At 68.5% G+C, this 21,674-nt stretch carries 22 protein-coding genes; 10 read left to right on the top strand and 12 right to left on the bottom strand.

All coding sequences use genetic code 11. From position 1 onward, the window contains the following. Window positions 1-13 precede the first annotated feature (13 nt). Window positions 14-760, top strand: coding sequence for an alpha/beta fold hydrolase (locus QSK25_RS44550; RefSeq protein ID WP_285647703.1), 747 nt, complete (start codon window positions 14-16; stop codon window positions 758-760). On the opposite strand, the gene QSK25_RS44545 is transcribed toward QSK25_RS44550, so the two are convergent. The 3 genes from QSK25_RS44545 to QSK25_RS44535 form a co-directional block, all read right to left on the bottom strand. Next, window positions 709-1,218, bottom strand: coding sequence for a 2'-5' RNA ligase family protein (locus tag QSK25_RS44545; protein WP_285647701.1), 510 nt, complete (start codon window positions 1,216-1,218; stop codon window positions 709-711). The two genes, QSK25_RS44550 and QSK25_RS44545, sit on opposite strands and share 52 nt — an antisense overlap. A 1-nt stretch (window position 1,219) precedes the next feature. After that, the gene (locus QSK25_RS44540) at window positions 1,220-2,089 is read right to left on the bottom strand and encodes an HhH-GPD family protein (RefSeq protein WP_285647700.1); all 870 of its coding nucleotides are present in this window, start codon (window positions 2,087-2,089) and stop codon (window positions 1,220-1,222) included. Window positions 2,090-2,170: 81 nt separating this feature from the next. Beyond that, window positions 2,171-2,683 carry a beta-class carbonic anhydrase gene (locus QSK25_RS44535; RefSeq protein WP_285647698.1) on the bottom strand — a complete coding sequence of 171 codons (513 nt, stop codon included), beginning with the start codon at window positions 2,681-2,683 and terminating at the stop codon, window positions 2,171-2,173. A gap of 154 nt (window positions 2,684-2,837) precedes the next feature. Between QSK25_RS44535 and QSK25_RS44530 the strand changes: the two genes are divergently transcribed. Then, a complete protein-coding gene (locus tag QSK25_RS44530; RefSeq protein ID WP_285647697.1) occupies window positions 2,838-3,509 on the top strand; it encodes a hypothetical protein in 672 nt (223 codons plus the stop codon). 3 nt (window positions 3,510-3,512) lie between these two features. On the opposite strand, the gene QSK25_RS44525 is transcribed toward QSK25_RS44530, so the two are convergent. Then, window positions 3,513-4,616, bottom strand: coding sequence for a LacI family DNA-binding transcriptional regulator (locus tag QSK25_RS44525; RefSeq protein WP_285647696.1), 1,104 nt, complete (start codon window positions 4,614-4,616; stop codon window positions 3,513-3,515). A 134-nt stretch (window positions 4,617-4,750) separates the two neighbouring features. Further along, window positions 4,751-5,788, bottom strand: coding sequence for a LacI family DNA-binding transcriptional regulator (locus tag QSK25_RS44520; RefSeq protein ID WP_285647695.1), 1,038 nt, complete (start codon window positions 5,786-5,788; stop codon window positions 4,751-4,753). A 222-nt stretch (window positions 5,789-6,010) separates the two neighbouring features. Between QSK25_RS44520 and QSK25_RS44515 the strand changes: the two genes are divergently transcribed. Genes QSK25_RS44515 through QSK25_RS44505 form a run of 3 tightly spaced genes read left to right on the top strand, consistent with a single transcriptional unit; the run spans window position 6,011 to window position 9,143 of the window. Then, the gene (locus QSK25_RS44515; protein WP_285647693.1) at window positions 6,011-7,270 is read left to right on the top strand and encodes an extracellular solute-binding protein; all 1,260 of its coding nucleotides are present in this window, start codon (window positions 6,011-6,013) and stop codon (window positions 7,268-7,270) included. Window positions 7,271-7,329: 59 nt separating this feature from the next. After that, a complete protein-coding gene (locus QSK25_RS44510) occupies window positions 7,330-8,247 on the top strand; it encodes a carbohydrate ABC transporter permease (protein WP_502881961.1) in 918 nt (305 codons plus the stop codon). Further along, window positions 8,247-9,143 (top strand): sugar ABC transporter permease, encoded by an 897-nt coding sequence (locus QSK25_RS44505; protein ID WP_285647691.1) that lies wholly within the window; start codon window positions 8,247-8,249, stop codon window positions 9,141-9,143. The genes QSK25_RS44510 and QSK25_RS44505 overlap by 1 nt, the downstream gene beginning before the upstream one ends. Before the next feature lie 6 nt (window positions 9,144-9,149). On the opposite strand, the gene QSK25_RS44500 is transcribed toward QSK25_RS44505, so the two are convergent. Continuing rightward, entirely contained in the window at window positions 9,150-9,836 is a 687-nt protein-coding gene (locus QSK25_RS44500) for a phosphotransferase (protein ID WP_285647689.1), read from the bottom strand. 117 nt (window positions 9,837-9,953) lie between these two features. On the opposite strand from QSK25_RS44500, the gene QSK25_RS44495 reads away from it, so the two are divergent. The 4 genes from QSK25_RS44495 to QSK25_RS44480 all read left to right on the top strand — a co-directional run bounded on the left by QSK25_RS44495 (window position 9,954) and on the right by QSK25_RS44480 (window position 13,661). Beyond that, window positions 9,954-11,048 (top strand): ABC transporter ATP-binding protein, encoded by a 1,095-nt coding sequence (locus QSK25_RS44495; protein WP_285647687.1) that lies wholly within the window; start codon window positions 9,954-9,956, stop codon window positions 11,046-11,048. A 98-nt stretch (window positions 11,049-11,146) separates the two neighbouring features. Then, window positions 11,147-12,058, top strand: a complete 912-nt coding sequence (locus QSK25_RS44490) for a metal ABC transporter solute-binding protein, Zn/Mn family (RefSeq protein WP_285647685.1) — start codon at window positions 11,147-11,149, stop codon at window positions 12,056-12,058. Further along, a complete protein-coding gene (locus QSK25_RS44485; RefSeq protein WP_285647684.1) occupies window positions 12,055-12,846 on the top strand; it encodes a metal ABC transporter ATP-binding protein in 792 nt (263 codons plus the stop codon). The genes QSK25_RS44490 and QSK25_RS44485 overlap by 4 nt, the downstream gene beginning before the upstream one ends. Continuing rightward, window positions 12,843-13,661, top strand: coding sequence for a metal ABC transporter permease (locus tag QSK25_RS44480; protein WP_285647683.1), 819 nt, complete (start codon window positions 12,843-12,845; stop codon window positions 13,659-13,661). The genes QSK25_RS44485 and QSK25_RS44480 overlap by 4 nt, the downstream gene beginning before the upstream one ends. On the opposite strand, the gene QSK25_RS44475 is transcribed toward QSK25_RS44480, so the two are convergent. The 6 genes from QSK25_RS44475 to QSK25_RS44450 all read right to left on the bottom strand — a co-directional run bounded on the left by QSK25_RS44475 (window position 13,647) and on the right by QSK25_RS44450 (window position 21,080). After that, entirely contained in the window at window positions 13,647-15,005 is a 1,359-nt protein-coding gene (locus QSK25_RS44475) for a GGDEF domain-containing protein (RefSeq protein WP_285647682.1), read from the bottom strand. The genes QSK25_RS44480 and QSK25_RS44475 overlap by 15 nt on opposite strands. Before the next feature lie 318 nt (window positions 15,006-15,323). Then, window positions 15,324-16,550 (bottom strand): MFS transporter, encoded by a 1,227-nt coding sequence (locus tag QSK25_RS44470; RefSeq protein WP_285647681.1) that lies wholly within the window; start codon window positions 16,548-16,550, stop codon window positions 15,324-15,326. A gap of 565 nt (window positions 16,551-17,115) precedes the next feature. Then, entirely contained in the window at window positions 17,116-18,087 is a 972-nt protein-coding gene (rlmB, locus tag QSK25_RS44465) for a 23S rRNA (guanosine(2251)-2'-O)-methyltransferase RlmB (RefSeq protein ID WP_285647680.1), read from the bottom strand. Between the two features lie 5 nt (window positions 18,088-18,092). Continuing rightward, window positions 18,093-19,487, bottom strand: a complete 1,395-nt coding sequence (gene cysS, locus QSK25_RS44460; protein ID WP_285647677.1) for a cysteine--tRNA ligase — start codon at window positions 19,485-19,487, stop codon at window positions 18,093-18,095. After that, window positions 19,484-20,107: an HAD family hydrolase gene (locus QSK25_RS44455; protein ID WP_285647674.1), complete on the bottom strand. Its 624-nt coding sequence runs from the start codon at window positions 20,105-20,107 to the stop codon at window positions 19,484-19,486. The genes cysS and QSK25_RS44455 overlap by 4 nt, the downstream gene beginning before the upstream one ends. Before the next feature lie 25 nt (window positions 20,108-20,132). Next, window positions 20,133-21,080, bottom strand: coding sequence for a toll/interleukin-1 receptor domain-containing protein (locus QSK25_RS44450; protein ID WP_285647672.1), 948 nt, complete (start codon window positions 21,078-21,080; stop codon window positions 20,133-20,135). Window positions 21,081-21,133: 53 nt separating this feature from the next. Here QSK25_RS44450 and QSK25_RS44445 point away from each other — a divergent pair, with 53 nt between their 5' ends. Then, window positions 21,134-21,430, top strand: coding sequence for a DUF6191 domain-containing protein (locus QSK25_RS44445; RefSeq protein ID WP_285647670.1), 297 nt, complete (start codon window positions 21,134-21,136; stop codon window positions 21,428-21,430). Window positions 21,431-21,674: the final 244 nt, after the last annotated feature.

The raw sequence follows: 21,674 nt of genomic DNA, 5'->3' as shown, positions 1-21,674 counted from the left end.
GTTAATCATCCCTGTGTCGGTGGTGGAGTTCGGCGGAACGGGTCAGGGCGTGCTGCTGCTGCACGGTCTGATGAGCAGGGCCACCGCCTGGTGGCCGGTCGCGCAGTGGCTCGAGCCCTTCGGTCGGGTGGTCGCGATCGACCAGCGCGGACACGGCCGCAACCAGCAGCGGGGCCCCTTTCGCACCGAGGACTTCGTCGCCGACGCCGCGCGGGCGATCGAGGACCTCGATCTCGGGCCCGCCGTCGTGATCGGGCACTCCATGGGCGGGCTGCACGCGTGGTGCCTCGCGGCGGCCCGTCCGGACCTGGTGCGCGCGATTGTGGTCGAGGACTTCGCCCCGGACAACCGCGGCCGCACGGTCGACGAGTGGAAGTGGCTCTTCGACGCGTGGCCGGTGCCCTTCCAGTCGCTCGGGCACATCCGCCAGTACTTCGGCGCGGCGCTGTTCGCCGAGTACTTCGAGGAACGCGCGGACGGCTGGCACCTGATCGCCGAGATGGACGACCTGTACGAGATCGCCGGCCACTGGGGCACCCGCGCGTACTGGGACTTCATCGACGCCGTGAAATGCCCGTCGCTCGTCATCGAGGCGGGCAAGGGCGGTCAGCTGCCAGGGCAGATGGCCGAGGCGGCACGCCGTTCCCGAGGCCAGTACCTCTACGTCGAGGAGGCCGGGCACGTCGTGCACGACAGCGCGCCGTGGGTCTACCGAGGGGCCGTGGAGGCCTTCTTGAGCACGTCGACCTCGCCGGTCTGAGTGTCGACGACCGACACCTCGCGGACCTTCGCGCGGATCGGCTCCACCGGGAACACGGCGGCGAACGCGGCCTTCATCGCCTCGTCGTCGACGTCGTGCACGAGCGTGCAGTGCGGCACCCAGTTGCCCGGCAGGTAGTAGGCGCTCGGGTTCTTCACCTTGCTCGCCAGCACGTCGTGGATGGCGCTGTGGACGGCCAGCAGTTCGGTGTCGACCACGGCCCCGAGCATCAGCACGTTCTCCGACGTCGAGAACGTGCTGAGCGTGTGCAGGTAGAGGTCCGGCATCCAGAGCCGTTCGAGGTCCTCGCGCAGCTCCTTGCGGACCTTGGGGCCGATGGTGGTGGCGACCGCGTACGTCAGGTGCGGCGGGTACCTGAAGTTCCCGCCGGCCCGCTTCTGCAGCTCGCGGACGCGCCGGTCCGCCGCGTCGTCGAAGAACGCCACCAGCGCGTGCATCTCAGTGCTCCCCCGGAAGTGCGAACAGGCCGTCCCGCGTCAGCTCCACCAGGCCGTCGTCCAGCAACGAGACCAGGCACTTCTCCCGCTGCGTGATGTCGTTCCAGACGATGTCGAGCTGGATCTTCGGCACCGGGCCGGGCGCGCCGCGCAGCACGTCCAGCAGCTTGCCGCGCACCTGCCGGTCGGTGCCGGCGAACTTCTGCACCTTCTTCTCCGGCCCCGCGTAGGCGGGCCGTCCGGCCAGCTGCCACGCGCAGTCGGTGAACAACGGGCAGTCGGCGCACTTCTGGTTCTTGGCCGTGCAGATCAACGCCCCGAGCTCCATCAACGCGGCCGAGAAGACGGCGGCGTCGTGCTGGTCCTCGGGCAGGATCGCCTCGACGTCGCGCAGGTCGCGCTTGGTCGACGGCGGCCCGGCGTCCCCGGCGCCGTGCACAGCGCGCGCTACGACGCGTCGGACGTTCGTGTCGACGACGGCGCACTTCTGCCCGTACGCGAACGTGGCCACCGCACGCGCCGTGTAGCTGCCGATGCCCGGCAACGACTCCAGCGTCTCGATGTCCGACGGCACCACGTCACCGTGGTCGCGGGCGATCGCGGTCGCGGCCTCGTGCAGCCGCATGGCCCGTCGCGGATAGCCGAGCTTGCCCCACATCCGCAGCACCTCACCCTGCGAGGAGGCGGCCATCGCGGACGGCACGGGCCAGCGCGCCAGCCACTCGTGCCAGATCGGTTCGACGCGCGAGACCGGCGTCTGCTGGAGCATGATCTCGCTGATCAACACGCCCCAGGCGGTGCAGTCGGGACGGCGCCACGGCAGGTCGCGGGCGGCGGTGTCCCACCAGCCCAACAGCAACTCGTGATTCATCGCCCGCCATTCTCCCAAACGCACGCGGGGCCCTTTCGTTCGCGCTGAACGAACGAAAGGGCCCCGCGTGCGGGAAAGAAGTCAGGCGGCCGCGGTCTCCGCCGCGTCGACCTCGCGCAGTTCACCGGTGTGCACGTCGTAGACGAACCCGCGGATCTTGTCGGTGTGCGGGATGAACGGGCTGCGCCGCAGCCGCGCCATCGACCCGCGCACGCTCTGCTCGACCACCTTGAACGCCTCGACGGCCCAGGTCGGGCGCAGACCGGTGTCGGCCTCCAGCTCGTCCTTGAAGTCGTCTTCGGTGACCATCTCCAGGCCGCAGTTCGTGTGGTGCACCAGCAGCACCTCACGCGTGCCGAGCTTGCGCTGGCTCAGCGCCAGCGAGCGGACCGCGTCGTCCGTGACGACACCGCCCGCGTTGCGCAGCACGTGCGCCTCGCCCTGCTTCAAACCGAAGATCTCGAACACCCGGATGCGCGAGTCCATGCAGGTCAGGATGGCTACCTGCAGGGACGGCTTCGCGGACGAACGGTCTCCGGGAACCACGTTCCCGAGCTCGTAGTTCCGCTTGAGCAGCTCGTCGATCGCGGTCATGTGACACACCTCCATGGCCTACCGGCGGACCCCGCGTCGATTGGAACCGGAGTTAGCACGCGTTCACAAGGGGTTTCCGCTCTATGTCACGTTCAACCGATCGAGCGATGCTCGCCTACGCCTGGATTTCGCACGGCCCGGTTACGTTCGGGCCGTGATCGAGCCCACAGGACCGCTGCCGCCCACGGTGTACTGGCGCCGCCGCATCGCCGCGATCGCCGCGGCCCTGGTCACACTGCTGCTCGTGATCTGGATCGTCGGGATGTTCGGCTCCGACGCGGAGACCTCGAAGCCGACCAACGCGGCCTCGACCTCGGCCTCGAACCCGCCACCGAGCGGCTCCGAGAGCCCGGCGGCCGCGTCGTCGTCCTCCACGACCCCGCCGCCCCCGCCGACCGAGACCACCCCGCCGCCTCCGCCTCCCGGGCCGCCGCAGGCCTGCCCGGACGACGTGATCGGGATCGTGGCGAAGGCCAACAAGCCCTTCTACACCATCGGTGACCAGCCGGAACTGTCCATGGACATCGCCAACAACGGGCCGGTGCCGTGCATCAAGGACATCGGCCGTCAGCACCGTGAGCTCACGATCCTGACGGCGGACGGCGCGACGGTGCTGTGGTCGAGCAACCACTGCCTCGCGGCCACCGGCTCGGAGACGCGCGTGATGCAGCCGAAGGAGATCTTCAACTACGGCACGAAGTGGGCGGGCTCGACCTCGCAGCCCGGCTGCGGCGCGCACACCCGCGTCGGCGCCGGCGACTACCTGCTGGTGGCGAAGCTGGCCGGGAAGGCCAGCGCGCCCGCCGTCTTCAGGCTAGAGCGGTAGGCCTCACGGCCCGAACCAGCGCTCCTCGGCACCACCGCGCGGCGGTCCCGACGTCTTGCCGATGATCAGCTCGGTCGAGAGGTTCACCGACCGCGGCCGCGACCGCTCGTTGGTGTCGAGCAGCAGCTTGCCCGCCGCCCGGCCCTTCTCCAGCACCGGCTGGCGCACGGTCGTGAGCCCTGCCTCCTCGCCGGCGCGGATGCCGTCGAACCCGGTCACGGTGATGTCGTGCGGGACGCGCAGACCGCGGCGCGCGGCCTCGGTCATGGCGCCCAGCGCCAGCACGTCCGAGGTGCAGATCAGGGCGGTGACCTGCGGGTCGCGGTCGAGGACCTGGGCCGCGCCGGACGCGCCGGAGGCCATGTTGTGGTCGAAGCGCTCCACGACCGGCACCTGCGACCAGTCGACGCCCGCCTCGCTGAACGCCTCGGCGAGGCCGGACAGGCGGTTGCGCTGCACGTGGAAGTGCGCGGCGTGCTGGCGGTCCGGCGTCACGAAGCCGTCGTTGCGGTCACGCGCGAGACGCATGCACACGACGCCGATGCGGCGGTGGCCCAGGCCGATGAGGTGCTTGGCGAGTTCGTACATGGCGCCGCGGTCGTCGATGCCGACGCGGTCCACGGTGCCGAGGTCCGGCTGGTCGCAGACGACGGTGGGCACCGGGCGTTCCAGCACGGCGGCGAGGTGCGGGTCGTCGTCCGGCACGGAGTAGACGACGAAGCCGTCCACGCCGGCGCGGTGCACGGACGCGACGTCCTCGCGTTCGGGGTTCGCGGGCACCAGCAGCAGACCGGTCCCGGCGTCCTCGCACGCCAGCGCGAGGCCCTCCAGGAACCCGATCGCGGCGGGGTCGCGGAACGCGTAGGAGAGGTTCTCGGTGAGCAGCAGACCCACCGCCCCGGCCTTGCGCGTGCGCAACGAACGCGCCACAGGATCCGGGCCGGGATAACCCAGCCTTCGGGCCGTGTCCAACACCCGCCGACGCAGCTCGGGAGAGAGCTGGTCGGGCCGGTTGTACGCGTTGGACACCGTTGTCCGGGAAACGCCCAGCTCAGCGGCCAGAGAGGCCAACGTTGCCGGACGTCGCACATGCATCGACCGCGCCATGAAAGGACCGTAACGGTTCAGAACCAATTCGTGAAGTCAGGGTGACCCGCGTCCCTCAAATGACGCATCCGCGCTGGTCGACCCATCTGCCCCGTCAAGAAGTTGGTCCAGACCAATTAGGTCAACCGGTCATCTCATTTCGGGGGCGCAGACGATTCCCTCGCGACGAGCCTCGGCCGGAACACGCGGGTGTAGTTGTCGGTCCCCTGCCTGCGACGATCCGGGTCCAGGCGCAGCACGAGCTCGTCGATCGCAGCTGCCGCCATCTCCTCGATCGGCTGCGCGAGCGTCGTCAAAGCGGGCGACGAGTAAGCAGCCAGCGGAATGTCGTCGAACCCGACGACCGAGAGCTGTTCCGGTACCGAGATCCCCCGTTGGTGCGCCTCGCGCATGACGCCGAGGGCCATGTGGTCGGACGAGCAGATCACCGCCGTCGGGGTCACCGTGTCGAGCAGCTGCGCCACGGCCTGGCCGCCGCCCTCCGCGCTGAACGGCGCGTGCGCGACGTACTCGGACCCGGCCGGCAGGTGGTCCTCCTCCAGGGCAGCCGCCCAGCCCGCGCGCTTGAGCCGGGACGGCAGCGACCGCGCCGGGCCCGACACGAAACCGATCCGCTCGTGGCCCAGTTCGATCAGGTGCCTGGTCGCCATGTAGCCCGCGAGCTGCTCGTCGACCGTCACGTCCGGCACGTCCAGCGCGGGCGTGGCGCCGTTGAGGAACACCATGTGCACGCCGTCGGCCAGCAGCTTCGCGTAGTAGCTCGGCCGCGGCGCCTGGCCGAGCGGCACCTCGACGTTGGTGATCTCCGGTGACACGAACACCATGCCCTCGACCCCGCGGGCCAGGAGCATCCGGACGTACTCCTCCTCGCCCATCGGGGCACCGCTGCGGGTGTTGCACAGCAGCGACGAGTAGCCCAGGCGTGCGGCCCGCGTCTCGAGCGCCTCGGCGAACGCGGGGAACACCGGGTTCGAGAGCTCCGGTACGAGCAGGCCGATCACGCCGGTGCGTTGCAGCGCACCGAGTCCGCGCGGGGTGTACGGCATCTCCGCGAGGACCGACAGCACGCGCTGCCGGGTCTCCTCGTTCACACCTGCGCGCCTGTTGAGAACACGGCTGACGGTCGAGATGGACACCCCGGCTGCCCTGGCGATCTCGGACAGTCCGGACACGTTGCCTCCCAGCTCAGATCGGGTTCGGGGCAAGCCTGCCGCGTTCGGAAAAATTTTGCAATGAGCGTTTGCAAGACAGGGCCGTTACGGCTTGGTTACGGTCCACGTCTTGACCTGACCATGGTTCTGGTAGTGAAATCGCCCGCAACATTCTCGCAAAACCTTGCAAGACCCTTGTCTCACTCGGAGGCGAGGCCCCAGCTGGAGGGAACGGCAGCAACGATGCGACGGACAACCCTCGTGACCGCCATGGCGACGGGTGTCGCCCTCGTGCTCACCGCCTGCGGAAGCGGCGGATCGAGCAGCAACAGCGGATCCGACTCGGGTGAGGTGACCTTCTGGGACACCAGTGGTCCCAACGAGAGCCCGGTGTTCAAGAAGATCGCGGAAGGCTGTGCCACCAAGGACGGCTACAAGGTCAAGGTTGAGACGCAGGCCTTCGACGGCGCGCTCAACAACTACAAGACCGCCGCCCAGGGTGGCCAGGGCCCCGACGTCTTCCGCTCCGAGGTCGCGTGGGTGCCGCAGCTCGCGAAGCTCAGCTACGTCGCCGACCTGTCCGACACCGACCTGGCGAAGGACACGTCCGACTTCCTGGAGGCCCCGCTCGGCTCCACGAAGTACGAGGGCAAGACCTACGCCGTGCCGCAGGTGACCGACTCGCTCGCGTTGCTGTACAACAAGAAGAAGCTCGCCGACGCCGGTGTCGAGGCGCCGAAGACGTGGGACGAGCTCAAGGCCGCGGCCGCCAAGCTGGGCGGCGAGAAGGCGTTCTTCCTCAACAACGACGCGTACTACGCGCTGCCGTTCATCTACGGCGAGGGCGGCGACCTGGTCGACGCCTCCGCCAAGAAGATCGTCGTGAACTCCGCGCAGAACGTGAAGGCGCTGGAGACCGCGAAGGGCCTGCTGGACTCGAAGTCCGCGACCACGGCGCTCGACGCGACGAACTCGTACTCGAACATGCAGGCCGCGTTCTCGTCCGGTGAGGCCGCCATGGTCATCAACGGCCCGTGGGCCGTCGCCGACTACCTCAAGGGCGCCGCGTTCAGCGACCCGGCGAACCTCGGCATCGCCGCCGTCCCCGGCCCGTCCGCGGGCAAGGGCAGCGCGCCGGTCGGTGGCCACGACTACGTGATCCGCCAGGGCACCAAGGCGAAGCAGTCGTCCGTCAAGTTCATCCAGTGCATGTCGTCGGTCGAGTCGCAGGCGACCATCGCCAAGGAACTCGGCCTGCTGCCGACCCGCAAGTCGGCCTACCAGAACGCCGACGTCAAGGCGAACGCCGTCGTGGCCGCGTTCGAGCCGGTCACCAAGGTCGCGCACGAGCGTCCGTGGATCCCCGAGGGCGGCGAGCTCTTCGACCCGCTGAAGATCGGCTACGCGGACTTCCTGGCCGGCAAGAAGGACGCCAAGACCGCCCTTGACGACGTCGCGAAGGCGTACAAGGAGAAGGTCGTCACCGAGTACTCGATCGGCTGATCGTGACGAGCGGCCGGGGTTCTCGCGAGCCCCGGCCGTTCGCCGGAAGGGGAGTCTCGGTGCGTCGGTTCCTGGACAGGTACTGGTACGCGTATGCGATGGTGCTGCCGGTCGTGGTGGTCATCGCGGTGTTGGTGCTCTACCCGCTCGCGCAGGGCGTGTTCTTCACCTTCACGAACATCAACGAAGGCAACATCGCCAACCCGATCCTCGAACGCCCCGCGACCTACGACGTGGTGGGCTTCAAGAACTACCTCAACGTCCTCTCGGGCGGCGAGTCGTTCGGCGCGTTCTGGTCGACGTTGGTGCGCACGCTGATCTGGACGTTCTCGTGCGTGTTCTTCCACTACACCATCGGTCTCGGCTTGGCGTTGCTGCTGAACCGCCAGGTGAAGGGCCGCACGCTGTACCGCGTGCTGCTGATCCTGCCGTGGGCCGTGCCCGCGTTCATCAGCGCGTTCGCGTGGAAGTACATGTTCAACGCGCAGTACGGGATCATCAACCAGCTGCTGCGTTCCGTCGGCCTGCCGGACCCCGTGTGGCTCGGTCAGTCGAACTGGGCGCTCGTCTCGGTGATCATCGTGAACGTCTGGCTGGGCACGCCGTTCATGATGGTGGCCCTGCTCGGTGGCCTGCAGTCGATCCCCGGTGACCTCTACGAGGCCGCGGAGATGGACGGCGCCACGCCGTGGCAGCGCTTCCGCCACGTGACGCTGCCGGGCCTGCGTTCGGTGTCGTCGACGGTGGTGCTGCTCGGCATCATCTGGACGTTCAACATGTTCCCGGTCATCTACCTGATCGCGGGCCCGAACCCGAACACGCGGATCCTGGTGACCTACGCGTTCGAGCGCTTCTTCTCCGGCGCGTCCCGCGACTACGCCATCGCGTCGACCTACGGCGTGCTGATCCTTTCGGTGTTGTTGGTGTTCGCCGCGGTCTACCGGCGGGCGCTGCGCAAGCAGGGCGAGGTGTGGTGATGACGCTCGACGCTTCTTCTTTGAAGGTCGTCCAAGCCGCCGGCCCGGTGCGCAAGCGCGCCGACCGTTCACCGTTGGCCTCCATCGGTCTGCACGGCGCACTGGTGATCGCCTCGATCATCTCGGTGTTCCCGGTCTTCTGGGTGTTCATCACGTCCCTGAAGCCGGACGCCCGCGCCGTCGAGCCGTCGCCGAAGTTGTTCAACGAGTCCTCAGTGGACAACTACACGCGGATCCTGGCCGGGGACAAGGGGAACTTCCTCGCGTGGTTCGGCAACTCGGTCGTGATCGCGTTGCTCACCACGGTCATCGCGGTGTTCCTGTCGGCCACCACCGGGTACGCGGCCTCGCGCTTCCGGTTCCCCGGCAAGCGATCGCTGATGATGTCGTTCCTGCTGGTGCAGATGTTCCCGTTCGCGGTGCTGATCGTGCCGCTGTACAACATCCTGATCGCGTTGGGCCTCAACGGTTCCACGTTCGGGCTCGTGCTCGTCTACTGCACCACCGCGGTGCCGTTCTGCACGTACATGCTCAAGGGCTACTTCGACACCGTGCCGTCGGACATCGACGAGGCCGGTCGCGTGGACGGGCTGTCGCCGTTCGGCGTGTTCTGGCGGCTGATCATGCCGCTGGCCAAGCCGGGTCTCGCGGTGACGTCGTTCTACGCGTTCCTCACGGCCTGGGGCGAGGTGGCGTTCGCGTCCGCCTTCCTGTCCGCCGCCGACGAGTCGAAGACGCTGGCCGTCGGCCTGCAGGTGTTCGTGCAGCAGAACCGGACCGAGTGGGGGCACCTCGCGGCCGCGTCCATCCTGGTCGCGATTCCGGCGATCGTCGTGTTCTACCTGGTGCAGCGGTTCCTGGTGACCGGCCTCGCGTCGGGCGCCGTGAAGGGCTGAGTTCGTTCAGGCTGGGGGCGGCTCGAGGGCCGCCTCCAGTTCTGGCCGGTGTCCGGTGACCCAGGCCCGGGCGGCGCGAACGGAGCGAGCGGCGCCTGATTCGCGCAGGCCGGCCAGCGCCGGATCGGTCTCGATGCCGTGTGCGCAACGGTCCTGCCACCACAGGATCGTCGCCACGAGCTGACTGCGGTCCTCCAACCCGTACGCGTCGCAGATCGTGCGGAGTCCCTCCGCCACAACCGTTGGATCTTCGAGGTCCAGGTACTGCCAGCACACGTGCGCCACGTCGTGGACGCGTCGGCCGGGAGCGGCGAGGTCCCAGTCGATGAACGCGAACGGCACGTCGTCGCGGTAGACCGTGTTCTTGGGCGACAGGTCGTTGTGGCACACCACCTCCTGGCCCCCGGCCAGTTCGGTCCCGGCGGTCAGGTCGTGGAACTCCCGCACGAGCCGGGCCACCCGCGCCAGACCCTCCTGGGACCGCGCCGGGACGTGGCCGTCGAGGAACGCCAGCACCTCCCGCCCCTTCCCGTCCACCCCGAGGTACCGCGGCGCACCCCGCCACCCGTGCCGTTCGAAGTGGAGCAGCAGCCGGTGGACGAACGCCGCGCGGGCGCCGAGCGGCCGCCGGACCGTGTCCCCCAGCCGCACGACCTCGTTGATGAAGCCGCCCGAGAGCGGTGTTTCGTTCATGCCTCTGAACGTAAGCGCTTACGTTTGCTCTCAACGAAACGTAAGCGCTTTCGTCTGTTCACGTAAGCGCTTGCAACACCTAACGTCGCGTCCAGACAAGGGTGAAAGGTGCGTCACATGGCAGAGGTGTCCTACGTCAAGGCGTCCCGCGTGTTCTCCGGCAACCCGCCGGTCCGCGCGGTCGACGAGCTCTCGCTCGAGGTTGCGGACGGCGAGTTCCTGGTGCTGGTCGGCCCGTCCGGTTCCGGCAAGTCGACGGCGCTGCGCATGCTCGCGGGTCTCGAGGACATCGACGAGGGCGCCATCCACATCGGTGGCAAGGACGTCACGAACGTGCCGCCCAAGGGCCGGGACATCGCCATGGTGTTCCAGTCGTACGCGCTCTACCCGCACATGACCGTCGCGGAGAACATGGGCTTCGCGCTCAAGCTGCGCGGTGTGTCGAAGGCCGAGATCAAGGCGAAGGTCGAAGAGGCCGCCAAGATGCTCGACCTCACCAAGTACCTGGAGCGCAAGCCGAAGGCGCTCTCCGGTGGTCAGCGTCAGCGTGTCGCGATGGGTCGCGCCATCGTGCGCGAGCCCTCCGTGTTCCTCATGGACGAGCCGCTGTCCAACCTGGACGCCAAGCTGCGCGTCGAGACGCGTGCGAACATCGCCGCCCTCCAGCAGCGCCTCGGCACCACCACGATCTACGTCACGCACGACCAGGTCGAGGCCATGACGATGGGTCACCGGGTCGCCGTGCTCAAGGACGGCCTGCTGCAGCAGTGCGACACGCCTCGCGCGCTGTACGACCGCCCGGCCAACGCGTTCGTCGCGGGCTTCATCGGCTCGCCGGCCATGAACCTCAAGACCGTGCCGATCACGTCCGAGGGCGCGAAGCTCGACGGCGTCATCGTGCCGCTGTCGCGTGACGCGATCGCCGCCGCCGGTGGCCTGGACGAGGTCACCTTCGGCATCCGCCCCGAGGCGCTCGGCATCGTGCCGTCGACCGAGGAGGGCATGGAGATGACCGTCGAGCTCGTCGAGGAGCTCGGTGCCGACGCTCTCGTGCACGGCGCCGTGAAGATCGGTGACTCGTCGCAGCGCTTCGTCGTCCGCGTCGACGGCCGCACGCCGCCGACCCTCGGCCAGCACGTCAAGGTGGCCGTCCGCGACCACAGCGAGATCCACCTGTTCCACCCCGAGTCGGGCGAGCGCCTGGAGTCCTGAGTCACACGTTCGAGCCCCCGGCGTGACCGCCGGGGGCTTTTTCGTGTCGTAATATGAACTCGACAACGGTTTCCATTACCTGATCGAGGGACGGCGTGATGACTCTCCGCAACGCTCTGGTCGGCACTCTCGCCGTCGTGAGCCTGGCCGCGTGTGGCACGTCCACGCCGTCCGCAGACAACGGCAAGATCCAGGTCGTCGCCTCGACGAACGTCTGGGGCAGCGTCGTCAAGGCCGTCGGTGGCGACGCCGTCGAGGTGAAGGCCCTGCTGGACGACCCGAGCGCCGACCCGCACTCCTACGAGAGCAAGCCCGCGGACGCCGCGCTGGTCAAGGACGCCAAGCTCGTCATCTTCAACGGCGGCGGCTACGACGACTTCTTCGCGAAGCTGATCACCAGCGACACCACCAAGAAGATCGAGGCGTTCCCGCTCGCCGACAACCACGCCGAGCCGTCCACCGGCACCCCCGACGCCGACGGCCACGACCACAGCACGAACGAGCACGTCTGGTACGACCTGCACACCGTCGAGGCGGTGGCCGAGGCCGCGTCCACCGAGCTCAGCGGCCTCGCGCCGGACAAGAAGGCGACGTTCGAGAAGAACGCGGCCGACTTCAAGGCCTCGCTGGAGGAGCTGGAGAAGAAGATCGCGGGCGTCGGCCAGGGCAAGAAGGTCGCCGTCACCGAGCCGATCGCGCACTACCTGATCGAGGAGTCCGGCGCGGAGGACGTGACCCCCGAGGCGTTCAGCGAGGCCATCGAGGAGGAGACCGACGTGCCCGCCGCCGCGCTCGCGTCGATGAACCAGCTCGTCGAGGGCAAGCAGGTCACCGTGCTGGTTGAGAACACCCAGACCGAGAACCAGGTGACGAAGAGCGTGGTCGAGAAGGCGAAGGCGGCGGGCCTGCCGGTCGTCGCCGTGACCGAGACGCTGCCCGAAGGCGTGACCGGCTACCTTGACTGGATGAGCAAGCAGGTGGACGCGCTCGCGCAGGCGCTCAAGGCATGAGCGCCATCTCGCTGCGCGGAGCGAAGCTGTCCTACGGCGACAGGGTCCTGTGGGACGGCCTCGACCTCGACGTCGAGCCGGGGGAGTTCCTGGCCGTGCTCGGCCCGAACGGCTCCGGCAAGACCAGCCTGATGCGCGTGCTGCTGGGCCTCCAGCCGCTGTCGTCCGGCACGGTCTCCGTGGCCGGCGGCAGTCATGCCATCGGGTACATCCCGCAGCAGCGAGCGCTCGACCAGTCCATGACCCTGCGCGGCCGCGACCTCGTCGGCCTGGGCCTGGACGGCCACTCCTGGGGCTTCGGCTGGAAAGGCCGCCGCGAACGCCGCATCCGCGTCGACGCGGCCATCGAGTCGGTGGGCGGGTCGAGGTACGCGGACTCGCCCGTCGGGCTCCTGTCGGGCGGCGAGCAGCAACGCCTGCGCGTCGCCCAGGCCCTGGTCGGCGACCCGACGGTGATGCTCTGCGACGAGCCGTTGCTGTCGCTGGACCTGGCGAACCAGCGGGTGGTCTCGGAACTGATCGACAAGCGTCGGCGTGAGTCCGACACGGCTGTGCTCTTCGTGACGCACGAGCTGAACCCGGTCCTGCCGCTGGTGGACCGGGTGCTGTACCTGGTGGGCGGGCGGTTCCGGATCGGGACGCCCGAAGAGGTCATGAACTCCCGGACGTTGTCCGAGCTGTACCGGACGCCGGTCGAGGTCGTGCGGGTGCGCGACCAGATCCTGGTGGTCGGCGCCGGCGCCTGCGAGGAGCAGACGCACCACCTGTCGGCGGAGGCCGCGTCGTGAGCTTGTTCTTCGAGTTGCTGGAGCTCGGCTTCGTCCAGACCGCGTTGATCACGGCCGCGGTTCTGGGGCTGGTCGCCGGGGTGATGGGGCCTCTGGTCGTCACCCGCAAGATGGCCTTTGCGGTGCACGGGACCAGCGAACTCGCGTTCACCGGTGGCGCGGCGGCTTTGCTGCTCGGCATCGGCGTTGGTTATGGGGCTCTGGCCGGGTCGATCATCGCCGCCGTGCTGCTCGGGGTGTTGTCCCGGCGGGAGAGTGATCGCGACTCGGTGATCGGGGCGATCCTCGCTTTCGGGCTCGGCATGGGCATTTTGATGCTTGCGCTCTACAAAGGGCGGGCCGGTAACAAGTTCGGGCTGCTGACCGGGCAGATCGTCGGGGTGGACTCGACCGACCTCCAGTTGCTGGTCGTCTCGTCCGTCGTGGTGCTGGTGGTGCTGGCGTTCATCTACCGGCCGTTGTTCTTCGCCTCGGTGGACCCTGATGTCGCGGTGTCGCGCGGGGTGCCGGTGCGGACGCTGTCGATCGTGTTCGCGGTGCTGGTCGGGGTGGCCACCGCGCTGTCCGTGCAGGTGGTCGGGGCTCTGCTGGTGCTGGCCCTGATGATCACGCCTGCTGCCGCGGCCATGCGGCTCACCGCCTCGCCGGTGCGGGCGACCGTGCTGTCCGTGGTGTTCGCCGAGGTCGCCGCGGTCGGTGGGATCCTGCTGTCGCTCGTGCCCGCGCTGCCGGTGAGCGCGCTGGTCACGGCGATCAGCTTCGTGATCTACCTGGTGTGCCGGCTGGTGTCGTCGCGCCGTTCACGCACTGCGTGAGCTGATCGGCTTCGTCACGTCGTCCTGGCGCGGCGCCGGCATCAGGCGCGGCGGGATGTCCAGGCCCGCGACGCGGACCTGGTTGCGGCCGTTCTCCTTGGCCTTGTAGAGGGCCGCGTCCGCCGAGTGCTGTGCGGTGGCCATGTCCGGGCCGTTGTCCGGGATGACCGCGACGCCGATGGAGGCGGAGATCGCCCGCAGCGACTCGCCCTCGGGCTCGGAGGGCTGGGTCTCGCGGCCGTACAACGTCACGACGTTGCGGTGCTTGTCGGTCGTGGGCACGGCCAGGGAGCCGATGGCCTCGCGGATGCGTTCGGCGATCGTGACGCCCTGGGCCACCGGGGTGTCCTTCAGGGCCACCACGAACTCCTCGCCGCCGTCGCGGCCCGCCACGTCGCCGGGGCGGAGCTTCTCGCGCAGGATGCGGCCCACCTCGGCCAGGACGGCGTTGCCCGCCGGGTGGCCCCAGGTGTCGTTGATGCGCTTGAAGTGGTCCAGGTCGATGACCAGGACGGTCATCGGTTCGCCGTCCAGGCGGCAGCGCTCGGCCAGGCGGCCCGCGTACTCGGCCAGGCCGTTGGTGTTGAGCAGGCCCGTGCGGTAGTCGGTGTGGGCGTCGGCGGCCAGGCGCTGGTGGAGTTGCTCCTGTTCGCGCAGCAGGCGTTCCAGGTGTGCTCGGCGTTCGCCCGCCTTCGAGAGCAGGGCGTTGACGAGGATCACCGGGACGGCGAGCAGCAGGGGGCCCACCCAGTGGGTCGTCATGAGCATGCCGAGCATCGCGCCCGCGCCGAGCGTGCTCATTTCGAGCATGTTGTCGACTTTGGAGCCGAGGAAGTCGAGGACCTTCGAGTTCGGGGTCACGATTTTGAATGCCACGGCGACCGTCATCACCTGGACGAACCAGTAGAGGACCGCGGCTATCGCGAGAATCAGGACCAGGCTCAGGTCGGTCGGCACGTTTCCGGTCGCGGCGAGCGAAACGCCCGAAAGGTGCACCAATGCCCAGGAGAGGAGCGTTGAGGCGAGCATCGAGGCGGTGCCGAAGACGAAGCGGTACGGCTGTCGGCGCGCTATCGGCTGGATCAGGATGCGCATCCAGATCGTCGCTATGACGGCCAGGCCGCCGGGGAGTGCGACGGCCGCGGCGAACGTCCAGACCGAGGTCAGGTCTATGTGGGGGCCGGAGGCCTCGTTGCGGCGGGCCTCTTCGGCTCTGCGGACGATCGTGAGGTGGATGGTGATCGCGGCGATCAGCGCGCCGAAGCGGAGCCAGTCGGCGGTCGAAACGGACGTGAGCTTCGTCAGGAGCCAGATGGAGGCAACGGCTACGGCCGCTTCGAGCACGAAAAAGTAAGCGATCGCACTAGGCGCAACGGTCCAAAGGTCCCAGTTGCGAATCGGAGTCAAGCCGAGTGCCCGCGATCGCCTGCGATCAGTCAAACTGTTCTTCACCACGACCCCCTACGCTCATGGCACTTCATGAGCTAAGCCGCCGCTGACCAGGTCGTAGACCACCACGCTGCCGCTCGTCGCAACGAGGAGGTGTCCTTCCATGTGCAACCGAGACTTCTAGCGCTGCCCTTCCTCCACCCGACTTCAATGCCGCATCCGGATCATCCTGGTGCCTCTACGACGGATATCGCTATTGGTGACCGTTCTGTTTCAGATTGCCACCACCTTCGTGTCGGCGCGACCCCTCGCCCGTCGCCAGGCGAAGGTTGCCTGCGTCGCCAGCAGCAGTCCGATACCGCCCGCTCCCGCGATCGTGGCCGTGACCGATCCGACCGAATGGGCGACGACACCCGCCAGGGCCATTCCACCGCCCTGGCTCGAACGCAACGCCGCGCGCCCAATGCCATAAGCCCTGCCGCGGTACTGGTCCGGTAGCAGGCGCATCCACGCCGAACGAGCGGGTGTGTGATAAGCCCCGCCTATACCGGCAATCACCAGCAAAACGATCGTCCAGGTCAGGTTCGGGTTGAATGCGAACATGATCAACGGCGCCAGCGACAGGATCGCCAGCGGGCCGATGAGCCGCTCCCGCTTCGCCGGATCCCTGACCAGGCGGAAGAGCAACGCCACGCCCAGCACGTTCGCCGCGGGCTCGATGGCGAGGATCAGGCCGACCGCCCAGACCGCGTTCAGGCTCGCCGCCAGCGGGACCGCGAGCCCTTCCGGGACCATCGCGAGGCCCGCGAGCAGGCGGACGCCCAGCAACGTCCTGAGGCGCGGTTCCGACACCATCAGGGTCAGCACGCCGCGCGGTTCTTCGTCGTCCTTCTTCTTGCGGCCCAGCGGGTCTGCGGCCGGGCGGTGCTGCACCGACGTCTGCACGAGGATCGCGAGCAACACGAACGTGCCCGCGTTGATCGCGAGCGCGAGGCCCGGGCTCGTGTGGGCGACCAGGAAGCCGGCCGCCGCCAGACCGGCCATCTGCGCGATGTCGACGGACGTGCCGAACAACGCGACACCGTCGTCGTAGCGCTTCTGCGGCAGCACGTGCGGCAGGCTCGCCTCCTGCGCCGCGAGGTACGGCGAGGAGATGGCCAGCACCACCACGAGCAGCACGATCATGGCCCACAGCGGCATGCCGGGAATGGCCATCGCGCCCATCAGCACGGCCTGCATCCAGGCCGTCGTCACCATTACCGTGCGGCGCGGGAACCGGTCCGCGACCCAGCCCAGCAACGGGCCGGAAATCAGTGGCGGGAAGAGCGTCAACGACCACGTGAGCGCGGTCCAGGCAGCGGATTGTGTTCGCTCGAATACGAGCAGTGACAATGCGACCGCCGCGAGTTGGTCGCCGGCGGTCGATGCGGTCGAGCCGATCCACATCGCGCGGAACTCGCGCAAACCCACGAGCTCGCGGAGGGCCCCGCGCGTCGTCATGCGGTGCCTCGCGGGGCCGCTGCCCGCGCGCGGCGAATCGGCACGTCCCGATTCGCTCTACGCCGAGTCACGTCGCCCCCGCCGGTGGTAATCAATTCCTATCGACAATCACGGTAGAAGCTGCCTGACCGTTCAACGTCTGTCCTACCACAGTGTGTACCTAAACGGAGCAGAGCAGTTACCTAAAGTAGTTACAATAGTGAAACACGGAGCTGATCTTCTTCACAGTTGACCTCGGGTTCGCCTGATTGGATCCCAAATGGTCACGCTATGTGTCAGCCGGTGCCAAACGGGTGCCGCGTGCTCGCCCAACCGGTGCAACCGGCTCCGACTCCTGACCGGCAGGACCCGTTAATGGCGATCGAGACGACCGTACCCGCGCCCGGGAGTGGCGCGTAATAGGCCACGCGGTTTGTCATGCGATCGGCAGCGTGGTTCTGGCAAGCGTGAAATGTCGACTTTCCCGCCCGCGAACCTAAACCGGTTTCGCGGGCAGGAAAACGATCACTAACGTCGGCCAATGGACGCCCTTAGCGTCACAAACCAGCCGATAACGTCAGACAACTCAGCCTTTGGCGTCGATCCGGCGGCGACGCGCCACCTCGGCCAGCACGACACCCGCGGCGACCGACGCGTTGAGCGATTCGACGCCCGGAGTCATCGGGATCGACACGGTCTGGTCGCACGTCTCCTTGACCAGACGCCCGAGCCCGCGGCCCTCGGAACCGACCACCACGACCAGCGGTCCGGTGGCGAGTTCGAGGCCGTCGACGTCCACGTCGCCGTCCGCGTCGAGGCCGACGATCATGAGACCGGCCTCCGCCCAGTCACGCAGCGTGCGCGTGAGGTTGGTGGCCATCGCGATCGGCAGCTTGGCCGCCGTGCCCGCGCTGGTGCGCCAGGCGACGGCCGTCATCGACGCGCTGCGCCGCTGCGGCAGCACGACGCCCTGGGCGCCGAACGCCGCCGCGGAACGGATGACCGCACCGAGGTTGCGCGGGTCCGTGACGCCGTCCAGGGCCACCAGCAACGGTGGCCGGGTGGAGCGCTGCGCGGTCTCGAGCAGCTCGTCCGGAGTCGCGTACTCGAACGGCGGCACCTGCAGGCCGAGGCCCTGGTGCATCGCGCCACCGGTGATCCGGTCGAGCTCACCGCGGGCGACCTCCAGCACGGAGATGCCCCGGTCGGCGGCCAGGCGCACGGCCTCCTGCACGCGGTCGTCGGCGTCGATGCCGAGCGCCACGTACAGCGCCGTCGCCGGCGTGCCCGCGCGCAGGCACTCCACGACGGGGTTGCGGCCCGCCACGGTCTCTGCCTGCGCCTTCTCGCTCTTCTGACGACGCTGGGTCTTGCCCGCGTCGATCTTCGCCGCCACCTTGGCGCGCTTGTACGCGGGGTGGTTCGGGCGGTCGGTCGCCTTCGGGGTCGGGCCCTTGCCCTGCAGGCCCTTGGACTTCTGTCCGCCGGAGCCGGTGACCGCGCCCTTCTTCGAGCCCGGATTGCGCATCGCGCCCTTGCGCTTGGAGTTGCCAGCCACGGAAGTCAGTCGTCCTTCAAAGTCCACTGCGGACCGCCGGGGGTGTCCTCGACGGCGATGCCCGCGTCGGAGAGCTGGTCCCTCAGCGCGTCGGAACGCGCGAAGTCCCTGCTCTTGCGGGCTTCCTGGCGTTCGGCGAGCAGCCGATCCACCAGCGTGGTCAACGCCTGCCGCATGCCGGTGTCGGCAGACGACGCGTCGTTCCACTTCGGCGACAACGGGTCGACGCCGAGGATGTCAGCCATCCGGCGGACGCACTCGGCCGCGGAGCGGGCCGTGTCGTCGTCACCGTCGGCGAGTGCCGTGTTGCCCTGGCGCACCTTGTTGTGCAGTGCGGCCACGGCCTGCGGCGTGTTCAGGTCGTTGTCCATCGCGGTCACGAAGTCCGGGCACATGTCACCGCGGAGTTCGATCGGGCCGAGCTTCTCCACGGCACGGCGCAGGAACGACTCGACGCGGCCGTACGCCGTCACCGCCTCGTTCAGCGCTTCCTCGGAGTACTCGATGTGCGAGCGGTAGTGCGGGGACACGAGGTAGTACCGCAGCTCCTGCGCGCGGACCTTCTCGAGCATCGCCGGGATGGACACGGTGTTGCCGAGCGACTTGGCCATCTTCTCGCCGGACAGCGTCACCCAGTAGTTGTGCATCCAGTAGTTCGCGAAGCCGTCACCGGCCGCCCGCGACTGCGCCTGCTCGTTCTCGTGGTGCGGGAAGATCAGGTCGAGGCCGCCGCCGTGGATGTCGAACGTGCCGCCGAGGTACTCCGTGGCCATCGCCGAGCACTCCAGGTGCCAGCCGGGCCTGCCGTCGCCCCACGGGGTCGGCCAGGACGGCTCACCGGGCTTCGCGGCCTTCCAGAGCGTGAAGTCGCGCGGGTCGCGCTTGCCGCGCACCGCCGTCTCGCCCTGTTCGACGGCGTCGAGCTTCTGGCCGGAGAGCGCGCCGTACTCGGGGAACGAGCGCACGTCGAAGTAGACGTCACCGTCGACGTCGTACGCGTGCCCCTTGTCGATCAGGCGCTGCATCAGCTCGACCATCTGCGTGATGTGGCCGGTGGCGCGCGGCGCGTACGACGGCGGCAGGCAGCCCAGCGCGTCGTAGGCGTCCTCGAACGCCCGCTCGTGCGTGTACGCCCACTCCCACCAGGGCCTGCCGTGGTCGGCGGCCTTGGTGAGGATCTTGTCGTCGATGTCGGTGACGTTGCGGACCAGCGTGACGTCAGCCCCGTCGCGGGCGAGCCAGCGGCGGAGGACGTCGAAGTTGAGGCCGCTGCGGACGTGCCCGATGTGCGGCACGCCCTGCACGGTCGCCCCACACACGTAGATCGACGCCGTTCCGTTGACCTGCGGGTGGAACTCCCGCATGGACCGGCTCGCCGTGTCGTAGATGTGGAGGCTCACACGGGAATGGTACGGGCCACATCCAAAAGAGCGTCCGGGCGGTCACTCGTCGGAACCGGGTTGACGAGCCGGAAGGAGCAACCGATGGCTTCCGCTCCGCCGTCCGCCTCCTGGCTGTCGCCGACCATCACGGCATCGCGCGGATCGACGCCCAGCCGTTCGCAGGCCGTGGTGAAGATCTTCGGGTCCGGCTTGACGACGCCTTCCTCGTACGACAACACGAACTCGTCGACGAGGTGCGTCAGGCCGTGCAGCTCGAACACCGTGCGGATGTCCCAGCCGATGTTGCTGACGACCGCGACGGGGACGTCCTCGAGGTGTTCCAGCGTCGCCTTGGTGTCCGGGTACGGCACCCACGACTCGGGGTGCAGCAACTGGTCGTAGAACGCCTCGGCGTCGGGCACCAGCGCGTCCTCGAGGACCTTCACGTGCACCCAGCGGTGCACGTCGGCGTCGAGGTCGCGGCGGTGCCAGGCGTCGGCCAGTTCGGGGTCCATGCCGTCGGCGATGCCGACCGGGGCGGTGAGAGCACGCATCAGGGCACCGTTGGACTCCAGCTCGGGGTGTTCGAGCCGGAACAGCGTGCCGGAGAAGTCGAAGAGCGCGGCGCGGATCGTCACGCCCCCGACTCTACGTCCTCTTCGCCTAGGTGGTCTGGACCTTTTGGAGCTCGGCCTCGACGGGCCGCACGTCGTACTCCAGGTGCAGCCGCAGGTCGCCCGCGCCGCGGTCGGTGGCCGCCGCGAACTCCTCGACGAACCGCTCGATCTGCTGCAGCGGCTGGTCCGCGAGCCGGGCGGCGGCCTGGTAGAGCGCGACGTAGCGGTCCGGCGGCGTGGTGCCGCGCAACTCGGCCGACCAGTCGAGCAGGCCCTCGTACTGCTCCACGAACGCGTTCGCCAGGTGCTTGATCTTGTCGCGGTCACCGGGACGTCCTGGCGGCCCGAACGCCATCTGCACGCGGCCGGGGGCGAGCAGGTCCTCGACGGTGTTGAGGATGCCGTCGAACGACCGGCTGCGCGCCCGGAACGTGTCCAGCGCGTCCACGTCCTCGGTGATCAGGCGCTTCGGCTTCGCCGTGCCCATCTCGTGGCTGACGCGCTTGTCCTTGAGGTTGCGCATGAGCATCGCGACCGTGTCGGAGAACAGCTGGTACTCCCAGCCCGCGGGCGGCGGCGCGGTGGCGGCCTTGCCGACCTTCTGCGCGATCATCTCGGCGAGCTCGCGCGGCGAGCGGTTGCTGATGTCCAGGTACCCGGTGCCGGTGCGCAGAGCGGGGATCTCCGTGTCGTCGAACCGCACGGGCAGCACGTACTCGGTGTCCGACACCAGCGCGCGGTCGAACGCTGCCTGCCGTTCGTGCTTGGTCCACATCTTGCGGGCGTAGTGCTCCGAAATGAACATCACGCAGAACCGCGAGTCGTTGCGGTAGATCTCGGTCAGGTGCTCGACGAGGTTCTTGCCCCAGAGATCGGCTTGCTCGTCGGTGTCGTAGAAGCGGGAAACACCCAGTTCGGTGAGGTGGCGAGCCACCTGGTCGACGTAGGGGCGGTCTTCGCCGGCGAAGGAGAGGCACACGTCGTACTTGGGCACCAGCCGAATGGTAGTGGCGGGAACCACAGCGCCGGCGGGGGAGTTGTCGGGACATGAGCCTGGGGTTCCTGTTCGCGATGTCGTTGCCCGCGTTGGTGGCCGCGCTGTTCTTCCTGGCCGTGTTCGAGAGGTTCGTGCGGGGCAGGAAGAAGGGGACGCCGCTGTCGACCGCCGGGATCGGGGAGCTCGGCGCGACGTTCGAGGCGGGGAAGCGGGAGGAGCTCGAGTTCCGCAAGGAGGAGCGGCAGTTGCGGGACGAGGAGGGGGACGGGGCGCCGCCGCGGAGTTCGGTGGACCTCGACGGCGGCACGGCCGTGCTGAAGGTGCCCACGCAGAGGCAGGCGTCTTAGCACCTGTGGGGTGCCGGTTGCGTAGGTGCCGTTGAGTTCCAGCGGGGTTGGTCGCGTCCCCAAGTTCGACTTCCGTTGCGAGGGCGCTCGCGTGGGTCCTGCCGAAGAGCGGGGTGCGATCGGGGCTTGACAGTGAGGATGTGTGTGGTGGTTCTCGCTGGGCTGGTCTGACTCGTGGCTTGACTGACCTTGTGTCTTTCCGAAGATCTGTCGTCTGGTCTGGTGGGGACCGCTGCCAGGGTGT

Source organism: Lentzea sp. NBRC 102530 (genome assembly GCF_030269365.1).
GTDB lineage: Bacteria > Actinomycetota > Actinomycetes > Mycobacteriales > Pseudonocardiaceae > Lentzea.
Note: the sequence above shows the minus strand (reverse complement) of the source record. Positions and strands in the feature narration are given on the sequence as shown.